This window comes from Pseudomonas wayambapalatensis (assembly GCF_049942315.1).
GTDB classification, from domain to species: Bacteria; Pseudomonadota; Gammaproteobacteria; order Pseudomonadales; family Pseudomonadaceae; genus Aquipseudomonas; species Aquipseudomonas wayambapalatensis.
The window spans coordinates 72851-91236 of sequence record NZ_JBNFMU010000234.1 but is presented as its reverse complement, the minus strand read 5'-3'; the positions used below and the strand labels follow the sequence as shown (position 1 = coordinate 91236).

Here is an 18386-nt window from a genome sequence, read left to right as displayed (position 1 = left end):
CAAGCCCGCTCCCACAAGTACCCGCTATTCTCATGGACAGCGGGTACTTGTGGGAGCGGGCTTGCCCCGCGATTGGGCCGGCACTGATCAGCGGGAACTGGCCGCCACGATCAGGGCCTTCATCTCTGCCACCGCCGCCTTGAAGCCGACGAACAATGCATGGGCCACCAGCGCATGGCCAATGTTCAGCTCATTGATACCCTTGATCGCTGCCACGGCCTCGACGTTATGGTAGTGCAGGCCATGCCCGGCATTGACGATCAGCCCCTGCCCCACGCCGAAGGCCACACCGTCGACGATACGCTTCAACTCTTCGGCCACCTCGGTCGGGGTCTGTGCATCGGCATAGCGACCGGTATGCAACTCGATGGCCGGTGCGCCCACGCGACGCGACGCTTCGATCTGCCGCTCGTCGGCATCGATGAACAGCGACACCTCGGCCCCGGTACGCGCCAGGCGTTCCACCGCAGCCTTGATCCGCGCCTCCTGGCCGGCCACGTCCAGGCCACCTTCGGTGGTCAGCTCCTGACGGGTCTCGGGGACCAGGCAGATGTGCGCAGGGCGGATCCTCTCGGCAAAGAGCATCATTTCCTCGGTCACGCCCATCTCGAAGTTCATGCGCGTCTGCAACACGTCCTTGAGCAGCAGCACATCACGCTCCTGGATGTGCCGACGGTCTTCGCGCAAATGCACGGTGATGCCGTCGGCACCCGCTTCCTCGGCGTCCAGCGCGGCCTTGACCGGGTCCGGATAGCGGGTGCCCCGGGCCTGGCGCAGAGTGGCCACGTGATCGATGTTGACGCCGAGAAGCATGCGGTTGCTGTGAGTCACGAAAGGCTCTCCTGAAGATTGAGCCACACAGCATACGACGTGCTCAGCGCTTGCGAAACAGTTCCCGGCTGACCAGCGGCTTGGGCCCCAGGTGAACGGCAAGCGCCTGGCGCATCAGGCGCTTGGCCGCAAGCAGCGCGCCAGGTGCGTCCCAGTCAGCATCGGCCAGGGCCAACAGCTCTGTGCCAATGAACAGACCAGGCTGAAGCAGTTCGACCCGCTCCAGCCCGGCGTCCACCTGGAGTCGGTAGCGCCCCTCGGCGACGACCGCGTCATCGTTCACGTCGTGAGTCAGCGAGAAGGCATAACCCAACTCGTCCAGCAGACGCCATTCGAAGGCGCGCAGCAGCGGCTCCAACGGGCGACCGGCAGCCAGCGCCTCAAGGGTGAGGGTGTAGTGCTCGAACAGTGCAGGGAACGGCGCCTCGGCAGGGAGCAGGCGCATCAGCAACTCGTTGAGATACAGCCCGCTGAACAACGCATCACCATGCAGCCAGCCGGCAAGGCCGACCGTATCCAACCGACCGACATTCTTCAACTCGCCTCGCCCGCGCAACTCGACTTCCAGCGGCACGAAGGGGCGCACCGGGCTGCCGCCCTTGCCGCGCGCGCGCCGCAGCACCGCCCGCACACGGCCTTGGGCGGTGAAGAAGTCCACCAACGCGCTGGTTTCCTTGTAGGCGCGGCTGTGCAGGACGTAGGCGGGTTGCGGGGTGGGTTGGTCCATGAGCGGTCACTCGGTCTCAGGCAAAGCGCACACCTGTAGGAGCGGGCTTGCCCGCGAAGAGGCCAGCCCAGGCACCGTGGATGCATGGCACGGGCGTTGCCCGTGTTCGCGGGCAAGCCCGCTCCTACAAGGTGCGCGGCGAGGCTTAGAGGTCGCCGTAACCCAGCGAACGCAGGGCGCGTTCGTCATCGGACCAGCCGCCCTTGACCTTGACCCAGAGGTTGAGCATGACCTTGGAGTCGAACAACACCTCCATGTCCTTGCGGGCCTCGGAACCAATGCGTTTGATACGCTCGCCCTTGTCGCCGATGATGATCTTCTTCTGGCCATCACGCTCGACCAGGATCAAGGCGTGGATGTGCAGCACATGCCCCTGCTGCTTGAATTCCTCGATCTCGACCGTGATCTGGTACGGCAGCTCGGCACCGAGCTGGCGCATGATCTTCTCGCGTACCAGTTCGGCCGCCAGGAAACGGCTGCTGCGGTCGGTGATCTGGTCTTCCGGGAAGAAGTGCTCGTTTTCCGGCAGGTGCTTGGCGATCTGAGCTTCCAGCGCGTCCAGGTTGTGCCCCTGCTGGGCCGAGATCGGCATCACTTCGGCGTTCGGAAGTTGCTCCTGCAGCCACTGCAGATGCGGGATCAGCTCGGCTTTCTCTTCCATGCGGTCGGTCTTGTTGACCGCGATGATGAGCGGGCCAGTGACGTACTGCACACGTTCGAGCACCAGTTGGTCCTCATCGGTCCAACGGGTGCGGTCGACCACAAAGATCACCACGTCGACATCCTTGAGGGCTGCCGAGGCGTTGCGGTTCATGTAGCGGTTCAAGGCCTTGTCGTTGGCCTTGTGCATGCCGGGGGTGTCGACGTAGATCGCCTGCACGTCACCTTCGGTCTTGATGCCGAGCATGTTGTGACGGGTGGTCTGCGGCTTGCGCGAGGTGATCGCCAGCTTCTGCCCGAGGATGTGGTTGAGCAGCGTGGACTTGCCCACGTTGGGGCGGCCGACGATGGCCACGTAACCGCAGCGGGTCGGATTGTTCTCAGTCATTGCCATTCTCCACGCCCAAGGCGATCAGTGCGGCGGCAGCGGCGACCTGCTCGGCGATACGCCGGCTCACGCCCTGACCGCGGCTCTTGTTGTTCAGCAGCACCACTTCGCATTCGACGAAGAAGGTGCGGCAATGAGGTTCGCCCTGGATATCCACCACTTCATAACGCGGCAGCTCGCAGGCACGCGACTGCAGGTATTCCTGCAGGCGCGTCTTGGGGTCCTTGTTGGTGTCGACCAGGGTCAGCCCATCGAACTCACCGGCCAACCAGGCCAGGATGCGCTCGCGGGCAGTCTGCATGTCGGCGTCCAGGTAGATCGCGCCGATCAGCGCTTCGAGGGCGTCGGCAAGAATGGACTCGCGGCGAAAACCACCGCTCTTGAGTTCACCCGAGCCAAGGCGCAAGTAGTCGCCCAGGTCGAAGCCACGGGCCAGGCGGGCCAGGGTTTCTCCTTTGACCAGGCGAGCGCGCAGGCGCGACAACTGGCCTTCGCGAGCCTGCGGGAAACGCTCGAACAGCGCCTCGCCAGCTACGAAATTGAGAATCGCATCGCCGAGAAACTCCAGGCGCTCGTTGTTGCGCCCGGCGTAGCTGCGGTGCGTAAGTGCCAGGAGCATCTGATCCCGGTCTTTGAAGGTATAGCCGAGCTTGCGCTCCAGGCGTTCGAGGGAAGCGCTCATGCAGCCACCCCTTCGTTGTTAAACGCGTTCAAATCAACATCCTGAAAGACTGTTTGGCTGTGTCACGCCGTCATGCAGCGGCGAATTTATCCATCCCTGAGAACACAGCCTATGTCAGAAATGCATTCGGCGCTGTCTGTGGACAGCGCCGAGGGGTATCAATGGATCAGACCGACCCGTGACAGGTTGGGGAAGTGGCTGAGCTTGGGCTCGGGCCAGCTCATCCAGACCGCAAAGGCCTTGCCGACGATGTTACGGTCCGGGACCATGCCCTGCAGCTCGCGCGGGATACTCGGGTCGTCCCAGTAGCGGCTGTCGTTGGAGTTGTCGCGGTTGTCGCCCATCATGAAGTAATGGCCAGCCGGCACGGTCCACTGCTGGTCCGGCGGCATGCGATAGCGGCTCATTTCCTTGCGGATCAGGTGCTCGGCTTCGCCCAGCTTCTCCTTGTACAACTCGGCGCTACCCAAGGATCCGGCTTCGGTGCCCACCAGTTGCTCAGCGACCAGCTGGTCGTTGACGTACAGATGCTTCTCGTTGGTGTAGCGGATCCGGTCGCCCGGCAGACCGACCACACGCTTGATGTAGTTGACGTTCGGGTCGCTCGGGTAGCGGAACACCATGACGTCACCGCGCTGCGGGTCACCGACCTCGATGACCTTCTTGTCGATCACCGGCAGGCGGATACCGTAGGAGAACTTGTTCACCAGGATGAAATCGCCCACTTCCAGGGTCGGCTTCATCGAACCCGACGGAATCTGGAAGGGTTCGACCAGGAACGAGCGCAGCACCAGCACGATGAACAGTACCGGGAAGAACGACTTGCCGTACTCGACGAGCAACGGCTCCTTGTTCAGGCGCTCGACCACCGCGACCTCGGGCTGGCTGACGCTGCCCTGGTAGTTAGCGATCGCCGCTCGCCGGCGCGGGGCCAGGAACAGCAGATCGATCAGACCCAACAGGCCGCAGACAGCGACGGCGATGACTAGCAACAGCGGGAAATTTAGCGACATAGGACCTAGCTATCCAACCTGAGCACAGCGAGGAAGGCTTCCTGTGGGATCTCCACGTTGCCCACCTGCTTCATGCGTTTCTTACCGGCCTTCTGCTTCTCCAGCAGCTTCTTCTTACGGCTGACGTCACCGCCATAGCACTTAGCCAGTACGTTCTTTCTGAGCGCCTTGACAGTGGTCCGCGCAATGATCTGGCCGCCGATAGCTGCCTGGATCGCCACGTCGAACATCTGCCGAGGAATCAGTTCCTTCATCTTCTCGGTCAACGCACGGCCTTTGTAGGCCGCGTTGTCACGATGCACGATCAATGCCAGGGCATCGACCTTGTCGCCGTTGATCAGCACGTCCAGCTTGACCAGGTTGGCCGACTGGTAGCGATCGAAATGATAGTCCAGCGAAGCGTAGCCGCGGCTGGTGGATTTGAGCTTGTCGAAGAAGTCCAGCACCACTTCGTTCATCGGCAGGTCGTAGCGCACCTGTACCTGGCTGCCGAGGAACTGCATGTCACGCTGAACGCCACGCTTCTCGATGCACAGGGTGATGACGTTGCCCAGGTGCTCCTGCGGCACGAGGATGGTCGCCGTGACGATCGGCTCGCGGAAGTCCGCGACCGCCGAGACATCCGGCAGCTTCGACGGGTTGTCGACGACGATGGTTTCGCCGGTCTTGAGCTCCAGCTCGTAGATCACGCTCGGCGCGGTGGTGATCAGGTCCAGGTCGTATTCGCGCTCGAGGCGCTCCTGGATGATCTCCATGTGCAGCATGCCGAGGAAGCCGCAACGGAAGCCGAAGCCCAGGGCGTCGGAGCTTTCCGGCATGTACTGCAGCGACGAGTCGTTGAGCGTCAGCTTCTGCAGGGCGTCGCGGAAGTCCTCGAAATCGTCGGAGCTGACCGGGAACAGGCCGGCGTACACCTGCGGCTGGATCTTCTTGAAGCCAGGCAGCACCTCGACCTCGGGGGTCGAGGACAGCGTCAGGGTGTCGCCGACCGGCGCGCCGTGAATGTCCTTGATGCTGGCGATGATGAAGCCCACTTCGCCAGCCTTGAGGTCGGCGGTCTGGGTGTGTTTCGGGGTGAAGACACCGACGCTGTCGACCAGGTGCACCTTGCCGGTGGACTTGACCAGGATCTTGTCGCCCTTCTTGACCCGGCCCTGGCGCACACGCACCAGCGACACGACGCCCAGGTAGTTGTCGAACCAGGAGTCGATGATCAGCGCCTGCAGAGGGGCGTCGATCTCGCCTTCTGGCGCGGGAATGGTCTGCACCAGGCGCTCGAGCACCTCGTCCACGCCCATGCCGCTCTTGGCGCTGCAGGCCACGGCTTCGGTGGCGTCGATGCCGATGATCTTCTCGATCTCGTCCTTGACGCGGTCCGGATCGGCCTGGGGCAGGTCCATCTTGTTCAGTACCGGCATGACCTCGAGGCCCTGCTCGATGGCGGTGTAGCAGTTGGCGACCGACTGCGCCTCGACGCCCTGACCGGCATCGACCACCAGCAGCGCGCCCTCGCACGCGGCCAGCGAACGCGAGACTTCGTAGGTGAAGTCGACGTGGCCGGGGGTGTCGATGAAGTTCAACTGGTAGGTTTTGCCGTCCTGCGCCTTGTAGTGCAGGGTGACGCTGTGGGCCTTGATGGTGATACCGCGTTCACGCTCGAGGTCCATGGAGTCGAGGACCTGGGCCTCCATTTCGCGCGCCGACAGGCCACCGCACATCTGGATGAAACGGTCGGCCAGCGTCGACTTGCCATGGTCGATGTGGGCGATGATGGAGAAATTGCGGATATGACTCAAATCACTCACGGGTCAACACTCGAAAAGGCTGCGAGCCGGACGCCCGCGGAAAAATAGCCGGGAATTGTACCTCAAGCCGGAGGGATATGGGAGATTCCTCTATCGCCACGCACACCTGCAAATGCGACATGAATTTGCTCGGCTCGCTGATGTTCCCACAGAACATCATGACACGCTCATGAAAAAGGGCAGCCGAAGCTGCCCTTTCCTACCCTTCACTCAGCCTATTCAGCCAACTTGAAGGTGATGAAGCTGGCGCGGCCCTGTCGCAGCACACGCATCGATACCGAACGGTTCTTCGGCAGGTCCTTGGCGATCTCGGTGAATTGCTTGGCCGAGCTGATCGCCTGGTTGTTCAGGTGGCTGATCACGTCGCCCGGACGCAGGCCAATCAGTGCTGCCGGACCATCCTGAACCTCCTTGATGACCACACCACCCTTGAGCTCGAGCGACTTCTTCTGCTCGTCGCTGAGGTCGGCGACCGAGACGCCCAGGCGGTTGCTGTTGCGCTCCACGCCTGCCTGGCCAGCGGTGCCAATGTCGGCATCGTCTTCAGGGAGTGCACCGATGGTGATGTCCAGGGTCTGGCGCTTGCCTTCGCGGATGATCTCGAGTTTGGCTTTCTGGCCATCCTTGAGACCGCCGACCAGGTGTGGCAGGTCTGCGGACATGACGATCGGCTGGCCGTTCATGCTCAGGATCACGTCACCGACCTGCAGGCCGCCCTTGGCCGCAGGGCCGTTTTCCAGCACCTGGGCTACCAGCGCACCGGCAGGCTTGTCGAGCCCGAAGGACTCGGCCAGGTCCTTGTTCACTTCCTGGATCACCACGCCGAGCCAGCCGCGGCTGACCTTGCCGTCTTTCTTCAACTGGTTCGAGACATCGATCGCCACGTCGATCGGGATGGCGAACGACAGGCCCATGAAGCCGCCGGAGCGGGTGAAGATCTGCGAGTTGATACCCACGACCTCACCCTTCATGTTGAACAGCGGGCCGCCGGAGTTACCCGGGTTGATCGCGACGTCGGTCTGGATGAACGGCACGTAGGTGTCGTTGGGCAAGGTACGCCCCTTGGCGCTGACGATACCTTTGGTCACCGAATGATCGAAACCGAACGGCGAGCCGATGGCCAACACCCACTCACCGACCTTCAGCTTCTCGGAATCGCCCAGCTTGACGGTCGGCAGATTCTTGCCATCGACCTTGAGCAGTGCCACGTCGGTGCGCGGGTCGGTGCCAACCAGCTTGGCTTGCAGTTCGCTGCGATCGGACAGGCGGACGATGATCTCGTCGGCATCGGCGACCACATGGTTGTTGGTCAGGACATAACCATCGCTGGAGATGATGAAGCCCGAGCCCAGCGACTGAGCCTCACGCTGGCGATCACCACGCGGGGAGCGCGGCTGCTGCGGCATGTTGCGCTCGAAAAACTCGCGGAACATCGGAGGCAGGCCCTCCAGGTCGGGCATCTGCCCGGCGGCGACGCGACGGTCCGGCAGTTTTTGCTTGGTACTGATGTTGACCACCGCCGGCGAGGCTTGCTCGACCAGGGTGGTGAAGTCCGGCAGGGCTTCCTCGGCCTGGGCGGTAAGCACCTGGCCGAGCATCAGCACGGCGGCGAACATCGATAGATAGGTTTTCAAGCGTGGTATTGACATACGGCTCCCGTCACAACGAGCGTAGTTAGCAGAAGGGCCCCTGCAGATGCAGGAAAGGCCAGACTCCAGGAAGTCTGACCTATAGAAAATTTACCAGTTGATTGCAAATGACAATGCTTTAATTTCATGTCAGCTGCGCGCCTGACAGCTTGTAGGAAGGGTCTGGGACGGTCATTACCGCGCCTGGACATCCTGGGCGCGCATCGACAATGCCACGCGCTCGGCGGTCCCCAGCGGAATCTCTCCGACCACGGTGACCATGACCTTGCCCTTGGGTGTGTTCAGATGCCGTGAGACAGCGACGGTAGGCCCCAGTTGCGCACGGGTATCGGTACCGGCGTCTTCCTTGATCGGCTCGAGAAAGACGGAGAACCGCGCCAGCCCATCGTCGTACATCAGGCTGCTGACGGTGCTGTTGCGTTCGGGATCACGGCGCACGGCGCTGTTGACCAGCTCGAAGCCAGGCGGCAGCCAGTCGGAACGCCAGCCAGCGACAGTTTCAGGCTTCGCCGCCGCAAGAGGCTGCACCGGCTTGCACGCGGAACTGGCCTGCAGGTCGCGATCGGTCGGAACATCATCGGTATCCAGGCGGGTCATCTGGAAGCGCTCGAGCAACTGGCCCTTGTCGTTGAGCATCAACGACCGCAGCGGCAGGCCGGTCTGGCGATCCAGGTGAAGCTCAAAGGCGTAACGGTGCTGGTCGCGTGGAGTGAGGGTGACGATCACCGCGTCGCGCCCGGCGATACGTGCCTTGCCAGCCACACCCAGGTCGTACCAGCTCATCAGCTTCAGAGGATCGAGCACTCGCGGGGCGGAATCGGGCGGCGTACCGACCCCGCTGACCAGGGAACCACTGACGCACTGCACCTTGCCGTCGACCCGCACGATTTCCTGGGCGGCGCCATCGAGCTGCAACAACCGCTCGCTGACTTTGCCGTCCTGGACGCGATGCCAGATATCGTGGGAAGAAAAACTGCCGTTACGTTCGTAGACGAAAGAACCCTGGTAACTCTGCCCTTGCTCGGCCTGTGCCAGCTTGTTCAGCCACTCGCTCGCCTCGGGCGAAGAGTTGGCCGCCAATGCCGGCACCGTGATGCAACTGCCGAGCAGCAGCGACAGAAGAGGTAGCGCGCGCATGATCCTCCTTACTTAGCGATTTTCCAGGCTGGCGGCGCGTGCGTAAGGCAGAGCGGTTTCAGTGCCCTTCAGCGCAGACTCCTGAGCGTGCTGGCGCAGGTAACCTGGCAGACGCTGATCCCAGCCGGCCTGGTTCTGCAGCACACCGTTGGCCATCGGCCCGGTCGGTTGCTCACTGCTCTCACTATAGCCTGCCAGAACGGCTGGACCTTGAGCCTGCGGTACGGTGATCCCCTGCTGCACAGGTTGCTGCGAAGCAAGTTGCGCGCCGTTGATCTCATCCTGGTTGTACAGGCGTACGCCCGCCAGCACAGCGACGGTCACCGAAGCGGCAACGGCCAGGCGACCAATGCTGCGCCACGGGCCACGCTTGGCCTTGACCGGGACGGCTTCGTCGGCCAGCGCGGCAGAAACGGCCGACGCAATGTCAAGCTTGGGCAGCAGCAGTTCCTTGTGCATGGCTGCGCGAGCGACCTGGTAACGCGACCAGGTGGCACGGGTCTCGGCATCATCGACCGCGTTCAGCACGCGACGTAATTCCAGTTCGTCCGCTTCGTTATCCATTACCGCGGACAGCGATTCCTGCAAAGCTTCACGACTCATGGCGGTTCCTCTCTTGGCTGTCGCCGCTGTCTCAGGTTTCCTGCAACAGGGGTTGCAGGGCTTTGTCTATGGCCTCCCGAGCGCGGAAGATTCGAGAGCGCACGGTACCCACCGGACATTGCATGACACTGGCAATGTCTTCGTAACTCAGCCCGTCGAACTCGCGCAGGGTCAATGCCGTGCGCAGGTCTTCGGGCAGTTGCTGGATGGTGCGATGGACAGTGCCTTCGATTTCATCCCGCAACAACGAGCGCTCTGGGGACTCTAGATCCTTGAGACCATGATCGCCGTCGTAGAACTCCGCATCCTCGGAGCTCACATCGCTGTCTGGCGGCCGTCTTCCACGGGACACCAGGTAATTCTTCGCCGTGTTGATGGCGATGCGGTACAGCCACGTGTAGAACGCACTGTCACCGCGGAAGTTGCCAAGCGCACGGTAGGCCTTGATGAAAGCTTCCTGCGCCACGTCCTGCGCTTCATGGGTGTCGTGTACAAAACGCACGATCAACCCGAGAATCTTGTGCTGATACTTCAGCACCAACAGATCGAACGCTCGCCTGTCACCGCGCTGCACGCGCTCGACAAGCTGCTGATCCTCTTCCTGGGTTAGCATGAACACTCCTCAGTGAACTCAAAGGAGCGTTGCGACAGCCATCGTTCAGGCTTGCAACCATAGACTCGGGCTTTGCGCAAAAGTTCTCCCCTCCAAGCAAGTTTCCTGCGGCCTCTGGTCGGCTCGCACGAAAAAGACACAGCGCGGTCGCAGCCGGCTGCGTCGATAATCAGTGTCTCGAATACACAGGTTTCAGCCCGGGTAGAGCCGCTGTCCTGCGTCGCCTCGGCAATCGTGGCAGACGGGCAGCCTTCTTGAGATTTGCAGGGGTACTGGAAAGTTCCCACAAAGTCGCCACGCCTGCGCAACCGCCATTGGAAATCCGACGCCGGGGGCTGCTATAAAGGCAGCCCGGCATCTTTCACGATAGTTTCACAATGCCATATACGCATCACTATTGTGCCGCTCCCCTTCCCTAGTTACTAGTGTCCCGACATGAGCCAACAATTCCAACATGATGTCCTGGTGATCGGCAGTGGCGCCGCCGGTCTCAGCCTGGCACTGAACCTTCCCGGCCACCTGCGCGTCGCGGTCCTGAGCAAGGGCGACCTCGCCAACGGCTCTACCTTCTGGGCCCAGGGCGGTGTCGCCGCGGTACTGGACGACACCGACACGGTGCAATCGCACGTCGAGGACACGCTCAATGCAGGCGGTGGCCTGTGCCATGAAGACGCCGTGCGATTCACCGTCGAACACAGCCGCGAAGCCATCGAGTGGCTGATTGAGCAGGGCGTGCCCTTCACCCGCGATGAACACCACAGCGTCGACGACGGCGGCTTCGAGTTCCACCTCACCCGTGAAGGCGGTCACAGCCACCGCCGCATCATCCATGCCGCCGATGCCACGGGCGCCGCGATCTTCACCACGCTTCTGGAACAGGCGCGCCAGCGCCCGAACATCGACCTGCTCGAACAGCGTGTAGCCGTGGACCTGATCACCGAGCGGCGCCTGGGCCTGCCCGGCGAACGCTGCCTGGGCGCCTACGTGCTCGACCGCAACAGCGGCGAGGTGGACACCTTCGGCGCACGCTTCACGGTGTTAGCGACAGGCGGCGCGGCCAAGGTCTATCTCTACACCAGCAACCCCGACGGCGCCTGCGGTGATGGCATTGCCATGGCCTGGCGCGCCGGCTGTCGGGTGGCGAACCTTGAGTTCAACCAGTTCCACCCAACCTGCCTGTACCACCCGCAAGCCAAGAGTTTCCTGATCACCGAGGCCCTGCGTGGCGAAGGTGCGCTGCTGCGCCTGCCCAACGGCGAGCGCTTCATGCCGCGCTTCGACCCGCGCGAAGAGTTGGCGCCACGGGATATCGTCGCTCGCGCCATCGACCACGAGATGAAGCGCCTGGGCGTGGACTGCGTGTACCTGGACATCACCCACAAGCCGGTCGAGTTCATCAAGAGCCACTTCCCCACGGTCTACGAACGCTGCCTGACCTTCGGCATCGACATCACTCGCCAGCCGATCCCGGTGGTACCGGCAGCGCACTACACCTGCGGCGGCGTGATGGTCGACGAGCGCGGCCACACCGACGTACCGGGCCTGTATGCCATTGGCGAGACCAGTTTCACCGGCCTGCACGGCGCCAATCGCATGGCCAGCAATTCGCTGCTGGAGTGCTTCGTCTACGGCCGCGCGGCTGCCGCGGACATCGAGGCGCACCTGGATCAAGTCGGCAGGCCGCAGGCCCTGCCTTGCTGGGATGCCAGCCAGGTTACCGATTCGGATGAAGACGTGATCATCGCGCACAACTGGGACGAACTGCGGCGATTCATGTGGGACTACGTCGGCATCGTGCGCACCAGCAAACGCCTGCAGCGCGCCGAGCACCGGGTGCGCCTGCTGCTGGACGAAATCGACGAGTTCTACAGCAACTACAAGGTCAGCCGCGACCTGATCGAGCTGCGCAACCTGGCACAGGTGGCCGAGCTGATGATTCGCTCGGCGATGCAGCGCAAGGAAAGCCGTGGGCTGCACTACACCCTGGACTACCCGGGGATGCTGGGTGAGGCCAGGGATACGATACTCAGCCCGACCTGAGCCTGGCGCCGGCCTTTTCGCCGCGGCGACTTGCCCGCGAAGAGGTCGGCAACACCCACTTCACTCTACAGCCATCACCCATCGGCGTCGGCTGAACTTCAAGCGCACACGAAGCTGTCGGTGCTCATCCGCCGTCAGCGCATCCCTTGGAATGCACTGGCTCTGGGCAACCCGCCGCCCTTCGCGCACGAAGCGCAACACCACCATCACCGGCAGCGCGACGCTGTCACGGCACAACCTAACCCGCTGCCAGCCACGGGCACGGCTGAACGCCTGCCAGCCACGCGCATCACGGCGCAGACCGGTCACGGCATCAGGATGGGTCAGGAGGATACGACGGGGAATCACCCAACAGGCATGGGCGAGGCAGGCAATCAGCACGCAGGTTGCCAACCACCAGGGCAAGGCACTGAACCACAGAGTGGCGAGCGCCAGCGCCTGCCCGGCAAGATAGGCCGTCAGCAGCAGGCGCGAGCCCTGCCAACGGCACTCGAAGCACTCACTTGGGCTGGACACGGTCCAGGATGATGCGGACCATGCGCTGCAGCTCAGGGTCTTCGGATTCGTTACGCTCCATGAACCAGCCGAACATGTCCTGGTCCTCGCAGGTCAACAGGCGGCGGTACAGTTCGCGATCCGCTTCGCTCAGGTTCGGGTAAACCTCCTGGGTGAAGGGTACGAGCAGCACGTCCAGCTCCAGCATGCCGCGGCGGCTGTGCCAGAAAAGCCGGTTGAGTTCAGTTTGTTCGACCATGGGGCCCTCCTCGAATGGTCGCGCAGTATACCGCGCTGCAACCACAGCGGCACGAGGCATTGGTCTAGTCACCTACCTATTTTGTTACTGGCGTTCTATGATGGCCGCCAGTCTTTATAGCTACCGCGATGACCCATGGCCGACTCCGCTTTCTTCTGTCCCCTGTCCCACGAGGGCATCCTCGCTGTCCGCGGCTCCGACGCCGGCAAGTTCCTGCAAGGCCAGCTGACCTGCAACCTCGACTATCTGAATCCGCAGCACGCCAGTCTCGGCGCTCGCTGCATGGTCAAAGGCCGCATGCAATCCAGCTTCCGCATCCTGCCCGAAGGCAATGGCTATCTGCTTGCCATGGCCAGCGAACTGCTCGAGGCGCAATTGGCGGATCTGAAGAAGTACGCGGTGTTCTCCAAGGCCACGCTGACCGACGAAAGCCCCGCCTGGGTACGCTTCGGCCTGCAGCAGGGCGATGCCGCGCTGCACGCGCTGGGGCTTGAAACACCACAGGCAGCCGGCGCCACCGTGCGTTATGAAGGGCTCGTCGCCATCGCTGTCTCGCCTGCACGCGTCGAACTGTGGGTGCCCGCCGAACAGGCCGCCAACGTGCGCGAAGTCCTCGCCGCCGCACTGCCCGAAGGCACCCTGGATGCCTGGCTGCTGGGTCAGATCCGCGCCGGCATCGGCCAGGTCATGGGCCCGACCCGTGAACTGTTCATCCCGCAGATGATCAACCTGCAGGCCGTCGACGGCGTGAGTTTCAAGAAGGGCTGCTATACCGGCCAGGAAATCGTCGCGCGCATGCAGTACCTGGGCAAGCTCAAGCGTCGCCAGTATCGCCTCTCGCTGCCCGTGGACGAAGCCCCCGCACCCGGCGCAGAGATCTTCTCGCCCACCCACGGCTCCTCGGTCGGCGAGGTGGTCATCGCGGCACCGGCCGAGCAAGGTGTCGAACTGCTGGCAGTGCTCAGCGCCGACTCGGTGGAAGATGACAACCTGCACCTGGGCAGCCTCGAAGGCCCACGCCTGACCCTGCTCGACCTGCCCTACGAACTGGACCGCGATCGGGAAATCCAGCGCTGACCAGCCCGCCCCGCCGCTGCGGCGGGGCAGCCCCACCACTGCGGTAGAGAAGTCCATGAACAAGCTGGCCGAGATGGTTCAAGCGCAGTTGCTCGCTGCCATCGACAACGACGACCTGGTCCTGCCCACGCTGCCCGAGGTTGCCCTGAGCATCCGAGAAGCCGCCGAAGACAGCGAAATCAGCGTTGCCGCCTTGAGCCGCGTGATCGGTCGCGATGCTGCGCTGTCGGCGCGCCTGATCAAGGTGGTCAACAGCCCGCTGCTGCGCGCACTGGTGGAGGTCACCGACCTGCACACCGCGATCACACGCCTGGGCGTCAACTACAGCTGTAACCTGGCTATCGGCCTGGTGATCGAACAGATCTTCCATGCCCGATCGCCGGCGGTGGAACACAAGCTGCGCGATATCTGGGAAAACAGCCTGGAAGTGGCGGGCATCAGTTACGAAATCTGCAGACGCTACACCCACCTCAAACCCGACCAGGCCACCCTGGGTGGTCTTGTGCACCAGATCGGCGCCCTGCCGGTACTGATCTACGCCGAAGAGCACAACGAGCTGCTGTCCGACCCGGTGTGCCTGCACTTCGTGATCGAACAGATCCATCCCGTGCTGGGCGACAAGATCCTCAGCGCCTGGGAGTTTCCCGAGCAACTGGTCAACCTGCCCAGCCAGGTCCAGGACCTGGAGCGCGAGACCGACAAGATCGACTACATCGGCATCGTCCAGATCGCCCGCTCGCTCAGCCTGCGCGGGCGCGGCCAGCCCTTGACCAGCCTGCCCGCCTATAAGCTGCTGCGCTTGCCGGAGGGCAAAGAGCTGGATCTGCTGGAGCTGGTCGAGGCACGAGACATGTTGCGCTGACTGCCGCGGGTGCGGCGGTCAATCCGCAATGAAGCTCACCCGCACCTTCAAACCGCCGTTGTCGCCATCATGCAGGCTGATCTGCGCCAGATGCGCACGGCAAATTTCGCCGACGATCGCCAACCCTAGCCCACTGCCTTGGGCACTGCGCCGGTAGAAGCGCTCGAACACGCGCTCGCGATCATCCACTGGAATCCCCGGCCCATCGTCCTCGACCTCCAGCACCGCAGGGGCCAGCACGCGCAGGATCACGTTACCGCCCATCGGCGTGTGGGCCAGGGCATTGTCCACCAGGTTGCTGAGCAGCTCGTTGAGCAAGGTCGGCTCGCCCTTCAGCCAAACCGGCGCCTCGGCTTCCAGCGCCAGGGCAACACCCCGGGCATGGGCCAGCGGCGCCATGGCCATGCCCAGTTCGCGGGCCAGCTGGCTGAGATCCAGGCGCTTTGCACCGCCTTCGGCGATTGCCCGGGCGCCATTTTCCACACGGGCCAGCGACAGCAACTGGTTGGCCAGGTGGGTAAGGCGATCAGTCCCCTGGGCCGCAGACTCCAGGGTCTGGCGCCACTCCTCGGGCTCCCGCGAGCGCAAGCCCAACTCCACCCGAGCCTTGAGCGCCGCCAGTGGTGTGCGCAACTCGTGGGCAGCATCGGCGATGAACTGCGCCTGGCGCTCGAACTGGCCGCGCAGCCGCTCGGTGAAGTGGTTCAAGGCCCGCACCAGCGGCCCCAGTTCATGCTGCACCTGCACCACCGGCAGGGCCCGCAGATCGTCGGGCTGACGGGCCTCCACCGCCGTGCGCAGACGCTCCAGCGGACGCAGTGCAGCACTGACCGCGAACCACACCATCACCAGCGCGCCCAGCGCAAGCATGCCCAGGCGCAGCAACGTGTCGGCCATCAGTCCGCGCGCCATGCTCACCCGCGCCTCTTCGGTCTCGGCCACGCGGATCTCGGCCATGCCGTTCATGTTCGGTTCGCTGACGGCCTTGAGCAGGCTCACCACGCGCACATCCTGGCCCAGGTAGGTGGCGTTGTAGAAACGCGCCAGTGCCGGATAGTCGTCGGTGCGCGGCGTGCCAGGGGGCGGCGGCGGCAGCTTCTCGTAACCGGAAATCAGCCTCTGGTGGATATCCAGCACCTGGTAGTAGATGCGTCCGGCGCTGTCGTAGGCGAAGGTGTCCAGGGCCACATAGGGCACATCGGCGCTGAGCGTGCCATCGCGCTGGGAGAGGCCGGCGGCAATGGTCCGCGCCGAGGCCAGCAGCGTGCGGTCATAGGCGGTGTCGGCGGCCTCGCGGCCATTCCAGTAAGCGCTCAGGCCGCTGGCCAGCATCAGCACCACGAGCAACAGCGCCAGGTTGCCGAGCAGGCGCGCGCGCAGGCTGCCGTTGTCACGCATCGCGATGCTCGAGCAGGTAGCCCAGGCCGCGGAACGTGACGATCGCCACCGGGTGGCCATCGAGCTTTTTGCGCAGGCGATGGATGTAGATCTCGATGGCATCGGGGCTGGCTTCTTCGTCCAGGCCAAACACCTGTGCGGCCAATTGCTCCTTGCTCATCACCCGCCCGGGACGGGCGATCAGCGCCTCGAGCACGCTCTGTTCGCGCGAGGTCAAGGTCAGCGGCTCGTCACCCAGCGCAAAGCGCCGCGTGTCCAGGTCATACACCAGGGGCCCGCAACGTTGCTGACGTTCGCCACCGAGCACGCTACGGCGCAGCAGTGCCTTGACCCGCGCCTCAAGCTCGGTGAGCTCGAAAGGCTTGGCCAGGTAGTCGTCGGCCCCAAGGTTCAGGCCGTGCACGCGGTCCTTGACGTCGCTGCGCGCGGTGAGCATCAGCACCGGCAGGGTCTTGCCCCGCGAGCGCAGGCGCGCCAGCACTTCGAAACCGTCCATGCGCGGCAGGCCGACATCCAGCACGGCGACAGCATAGTCCTCGCTGGCCAGGGCCAGGTCGGCGGCCACCCCGTCATGCAGCACATCCACGGTCAAGCCCTGGCTCTTGAGGGCCTGGGCCACGCTTTCAGCCAACGGCAGATGGTCTTCGACCAGCAACACACGCATCGGATTCTCCCTGCTCGGGTTGGGCGGTGGCGCGGAGTGTAACGCCCTCGCCGGCACTGTGAAGCCCTTGTGACAAACCTTTCGCGCTGAAAGGTTAGCGAAAGGTTCGCCACCTAGCATCGCACCACGGTCGCTCCACGCGCCGAAAAAAGCACCAGCAAGGTGCAACGAATAAGAACAATAAAACGGAGTCAGACGACGATGCTGTCAATGCAGCCCAGCCGGTCCCTTTCCGCCCGCCCTTCCACGCTCGCCAGCGCCATTGCCCTTGCCGGCATTGCTCCGATGAGCCAGGCCGCCTTCTTCGAAGACAGTACGGCCACCTTCGAAACCCGAAACATGTACTTCAATCGCGACTTCCGCGATGGCACCAGCGCGCAACAATCCAAACGCGACGAATGGGCCCAGGGCTTCATGCTCAATTTCGAATCCGGCTATACCGACGGCACCGTGGGCTTCGGCCTCGACGCCCTGGGCATGCTCGGCATCAAGCTCGACTCCAGCAAGGACCGCGCAGGCACCGGCCTGCTGCCGACCCATGACGACGGCAAGGCGGCCAACGAGTACTCCAAGCTCGGCCTGACCGGCAAGGTCAAGATCTCCCAGACCGAGTTGAAAGTCGGCACCCTGATCCCGGAACTGCCGACGCTGCAGCCCAACGACGGGCGCATCCTGCCGCAGACCTTCGAAGGCGGCCTGCTCACCTCCCGCGAGATCAAGAACCTGACCTTCACTGGCGGGCGCCTTGAAAAGGCCAAGGACCGCGACGACACCAACTGGGAAGACCTGGCGCTGAACAACAAGAACGGCCGCTTCGGTGGTACGTTCCGCGCCGACCACTTCGACCTGGGTGGCCTGGACTACAAGTTCACCGACCGCATCACCGGCAGCTACCACTTCGCCCAGCTCGATGACATCTACCGCCAGCACTTCGTCGGCATGGTCGCCACACAGCCCTGGGGGCCGGGCACCTTCGGCGCCGACCTGCGCCTCTCGAAGAGTGACGAACAGGGCAAGGCCCTGGCCGGCAAGATCGACAACACCACGGTCAACGGCATGCTCAGCTACGCGCTCAGCGGCCACAAGTTCAGCGCCGCCTACCAGCACCTGTCCGGCGACAGCGCCTTCCCCTATGTCGACGGCGCCGACCCGTACCTGGTCAACTTCGTCCAGATCAACGACTTCGCCGGCGCCGACGAACGCTCCTGGCAAGTACGCTACGACTACAACTTCGCTTCCCTGGGCATTCCTGGCCTGACCTTCATGACCCGCTACATCAACGGCGACAACGTCAGCCGCGCCGATGGCAGCGAGGGCAAGGAATGGGAACGCAACACCGAGTTCAAGTATGTGGTGCAGAGTGGTCCGCTGAAGAACGTCGCGGTGCGCCTGCGCAACGCTACCTTCCGCTCCAACTTCGCCCGCGATGCCGATGAAGTACGCCTGCTGGTCAGCTACAGCGTGGCCCTGTGGTAACCCATAA

At 63.4% G+C, this 18386-nt stretch carries 18 protein-coding genes; 4 read left to right on the top strand and 14 right to left on the bottom strand.

The annotated features are described in order from the left end of the window. Nucleotides 1-87 precede the first annotated feature (87 nt). The 10 genes from pdxJ to rpoE form a co-directional block, all read right to left on the bottom strand. Nucleotides 88-813, bottom strand: coding sequence for a pyridoxine 5'-phosphate synthase (gene pdxJ, locus ACPZMI_RS24095; RefSeq protein ID WP_189657675.1), 726 nt, complete (start codon nt 811-813; stop codon nt 88-90). A 61-nt stretch (nt 814-874) separates the two neighbouring features. Continuing rightward, the gene (gene recO, locus ACPZMI_RS24090; RefSeq protein ID WP_186668594.1) at nt 875-1558 is read right to left on the bottom strand and encodes a DNA repair protein RecO; all 684 of its coding nucleotides are present in this window, start codon (nt 1556-1558) and stop codon (nt 875-877) included. Nucleotides 1559-1703: 145 nt separating this feature from the next. Further along, complete coding sequence (era, locus tag ACPZMI_RS24085; RefSeq protein ID WP_186668596.1) at nt 1704-2606, bottom strand: GTPase Era; 903 nt, start codon at nt 2604-2606, stop codon at nt 1704-1706. Next, complete coding sequence (gene rnc / locus ACPZMI_RS24080; RefSeq protein ID WP_186668598.1) at nt 2599-3288, bottom strand: ribonuclease III; 690 nt, start codon at nt 3286-3288, stop codon at nt 2599-2601. Before rnc ends, era begins: the two co-directional genes overlap by 8 nt. Nucleotides 3289-3446: 158 nt before the next feature. After that, nucleotides 3447-4301 (bottom strand): signal peptidase I, encoded by an 855-nt coding sequence (lepB, locus tag ACPZMI_RS24075; protein ID WP_054891835.1) that lies wholly within the window; start codon nt 4299-4301, stop codon nt 3447-3449. Between the two features lie 5 nt (nt 4302-4306). Continuing rightward, on the bottom strand, nt 4307-6106 hold the full coding sequence (gene lepA, locus ACPZMI_RS24070; RefSeq protein WP_186668600.1) for a translation elongation factor 4: 1800 nt from the start codon (nt 6104-6106) through the stop codon (nt 4307-4309). Nucleotides 6107-6321: 215 nt separating this feature from the next. Continuing rightward, on the bottom strand, nt 6322-7722 hold the full coding sequence (locus ACPZMI_RS24065; RefSeq protein ID WP_411384446.1) for a DegQ family serine endoprotease: 1401 nt from the start codon (nt 7720-7722) through the stop codon (nt 6322-6324). A 207-nt stretch (nt 7723-7929) separates the two neighbouring features. Further along, the gene (locus ACPZMI_RS24060; protein WP_186668604.1) at nt 7930-8892 is read right to left on the bottom strand and encodes a MucB/RseB C-terminal domain-containing protein; all 963 of its coding nucleotides are present in this window, start codon (nt 8890-8892) and stop codon (nt 7930-7932) included. 12 nt (nt 8893-8904) lie between these two features. Further along, nucleotides 8905-9495 (bottom strand): sigma-E factor negative regulatory protein, encoded by a 591-nt coding sequence (locus tag ACPZMI_RS24055; protein WP_125930590.1) that lies wholly within the window; start codon nt 9493-9495, stop codon nt 8905-8907. A gap of 31 nt (nt 9496-9526) precedes the next feature. After that, a complete protein-coding gene (gene rpoE / locus ACPZMI_RS24050) occupies nt 9527-10108 on the bottom strand; it encodes an RNA polymerase sigma factor RpoE/AlgU (protein WP_003252049.1) in 582 nt (193 codons plus the stop codon). A 435-nt stretch (nt 10109-10543) separates the two neighbouring features. Here rpoE and nadB point away from each other — a divergent pair, with 435 nt between their 5' ends. Continuing rightward, nucleotides 10544-12148 carry an L-aspartate oxidase gene (nadB, locus tag ACPZMI_RS24045; protein WP_186668608.1) on the top strand — a complete coding sequence of 535 codons (1605 nt, stop codon included), beginning with the start codon at nt 10544-10546 and terminating at the stop codon, nt 12146-12148. Between the two features lie 60 nt (nt 12149-12208). Here nadB and ACPZMI_RS24040 read toward each other — a convergent pair whose 3' ends face one another. Further along, entirely contained in the window at nt 12209-12664 is a 456-nt protein-coding gene (locus ACPZMI_RS24040; protein WP_426353207.1) for a protein YgfX, read from the bottom strand. Further along, nucleotides 12648-12902 carry an FAD assembly factor SdhE gene (locus ACPZMI_RS24035; protein ID WP_054891841.1) on the bottom strand — a complete coding sequence of 85 codons (255 nt, stop codon included), beginning with the start codon at nt 12900-12902 and terminating at the stop codon, nt 12648-12650. Before ACPZMI_RS24035 ends, ACPZMI_RS24040 begins: the two co-directional genes overlap by 17 nt. Nucleotides 12903-13037: 135 nt before the next feature. On the opposite strand from ACPZMI_RS24035, the gene ygfZ reads away from it, so the two are divergent. Together ygfZ and ACPZMI_RS24025 are read left to right on the top strand one after the other, a co-directional pair. Then, nucleotides 13038-13979 (top strand): CAF17-like 4Fe-4S cluster assembly/insertion protein YgfZ, encoded by a 942-nt coding sequence (ygfZ, locus tag ACPZMI_RS24030; RefSeq protein WP_426353206.1) that lies wholly within the window; start codon nt 13038-13040, stop codon nt 13977-13979. 55 nt (nt 13980-14034) lie between these two features. Beyond that, nucleotides 14035-14841 carry an HDOD domain-containing protein gene (locus ACPZMI_RS24025; protein WP_186668613.1) on the top strand — a complete coding sequence of 269 codons (807 nt, stop codon included), beginning with the start codon at nt 14035-14037 and terminating at the stop codon, nt 14839-14841. A gap of 18 nt (nt 14842-14859) precedes the next feature. On the opposite strand, the gene ACPZMI_RS24020 is transcribed toward ACPZMI_RS24025, so the two are convergent. Together ACPZMI_RS24020 and ACPZMI_RS24015 are read right to left on the bottom strand one after the other, a co-directional pair. Beyond that, complete coding sequence (locus ACPZMI_RS24020) at nt 14860-16239, bottom strand: sensor histidine kinase (RefSeq protein WP_426353205.1); 1380 nt, start codon at nt 16237-16239, stop codon at nt 14860-14862. After that, nucleotides 16232-16903: a response regulator gene (locus ACPZMI_RS24015; protein ID WP_054891845.1), complete on the bottom strand. Its 672-nt coding sequence runs from the start codon at nt 16901-16903 to the stop codon at nt 16232-16234. The genes ACPZMI_RS24020 and ACPZMI_RS24015 overlap by 8 nt, the downstream gene beginning before the upstream one ends. A 201-nt stretch (nt 16904-17104) precedes the next feature. On the opposite strand from ACPZMI_RS24015, the gene ACPZMI_RS24010 reads away from it, so the two are divergent. Further along, the gene (locus tag ACPZMI_RS24010; protein WP_426353204.1) at nt 17105-18379 is read left to right on the top strand and encodes an OprD family porin; all 1275 of its coding nucleotides are present in this window, start codon (nt 17105-17107) and stop codon (nt 18377-18379) included. Nucleotides 18380-18386 lie beyond the last annotated feature (7 nt).

What these genes read in the sequence shown, in the direction of transcription:
- pdxJ (WP_189657675.1), bottom strand. Translation starts at nt 813, where the DNA reads ATGCTTCTCGGCGTCAACATCGATCACGTGGCCACTCTGCGCCAGGCC.
- recO (WP_186668594.1), bottom strand. Translation starts at nt 1,558, where the DNA reads ATGGACCAACCCACCCCGCAACCCGCCTACGTCCTGCACAGCCGCGCC.
- era (WP_186668596.1), bottom strand. Translation starts at nt 2,606, where the DNA reads ATGACTGAGAACAATCCGACCCGCTGCGGTTACGTGGCCATCGTCGGC.
- rnc (WP_186668598.1), bottom strand. Translation starts at nt 3,288, where the DNA reads ATGAGCGCTTCCCTCGAACGCCTGGAGCGCAAGCTCGGCTATACCTTC.
- lepB (WP_054891835.1), bottom strand. Translation starts at nt 4,301, where the DNA reads ATGTCGCTAAATTTCCCGCTGTTGCTAGTCATCGCCGTCGCTGTCTGC.
- ACPZMI_RS24065 (WP_411384446.1), bottom strand. Translation starts at nt 7,722, where the DNA reads ATGTTCGCCGCCGTGCTGATGCTCGGCCAGGTGCTTACCGCCCAGGCC.
- ACPZMI_RS24060 (WP_186668604.1), bottom strand. Translation starts at nt 8,892, where the DNA reads ATGCGCGCGCTACCTCTTCTGTCGCTGCTGCTCGGCAGTTGCATCACG.
- ACPZMI_RS24055 (WP_125930590.1), bottom strand. Translation starts at nt 9,495, where the DNA reads ATGAGTCGTGAAGCTTTGCAGGAATCGCTGTCCGCGGTAATGGATAAC.
- rpoE (WP_003252049.1), bottom strand. Translation starts at nt 10,108, where the DNA reads ATGCTAACCCAGGAAGAGGATCAGCAGCTTGTCGAGCGCGTGCAGCGC.
- nadB (WP_186668608.1), top strand. Translation starts at nt 10,544, where the DNA reads ATGAGCCAACAATTCCAACATGATGTCCTGGTGATCGGCAGTGGCGCC.
- ACPZMI_RS24035 (WP_054891841.1), bottom strand. Translation starts at nt 12,902, where the DNA reads ATGGTCGAACAAACTGAACTCAACCGGCTTTTCTGGCACAGCCGCCGC.
- ygfZ (WP_426353206.1), top strand. Translation starts at nt 13,038, where the DNA reads ATGGCCGACTCCGCTTTCTTCTGTCCCCTGTCCCACGAGGGCATCCTC.
- ACPZMI_RS24025 (WP_186668613.1), top strand. Translation starts at nt 14,035, where the DNA reads ATGAACAAGCTGGCCGAGATGGTTCAAGCGCAGTTGCTCGCTGCCATC.
- ACPZMI_RS24020 (WP_426353205.1), bottom strand. Translation starts at nt 16,239, where the DNA reads ATGCGTGACAACGGCAGCCTGCGCGCGCGCCTGCTCGGCAACCTGGCG.
- ACPZMI_RS24015 (WP_054891845.1), bottom strand. Translation starts at nt 16,903, where the DNA reads ATGCGTGTGTTGCTGGTCGAAGACCATCTGCCGTTGGCTGAAAGCGTG.
- ACPZMI_RS24010 (WP_426353204.1), top strand. Translation starts at nt 17,105, where the DNA reads ATGCTGTCAATGCAGCCCAGCCGGTCCCTTTCCGCCCGCCCTTCCACG.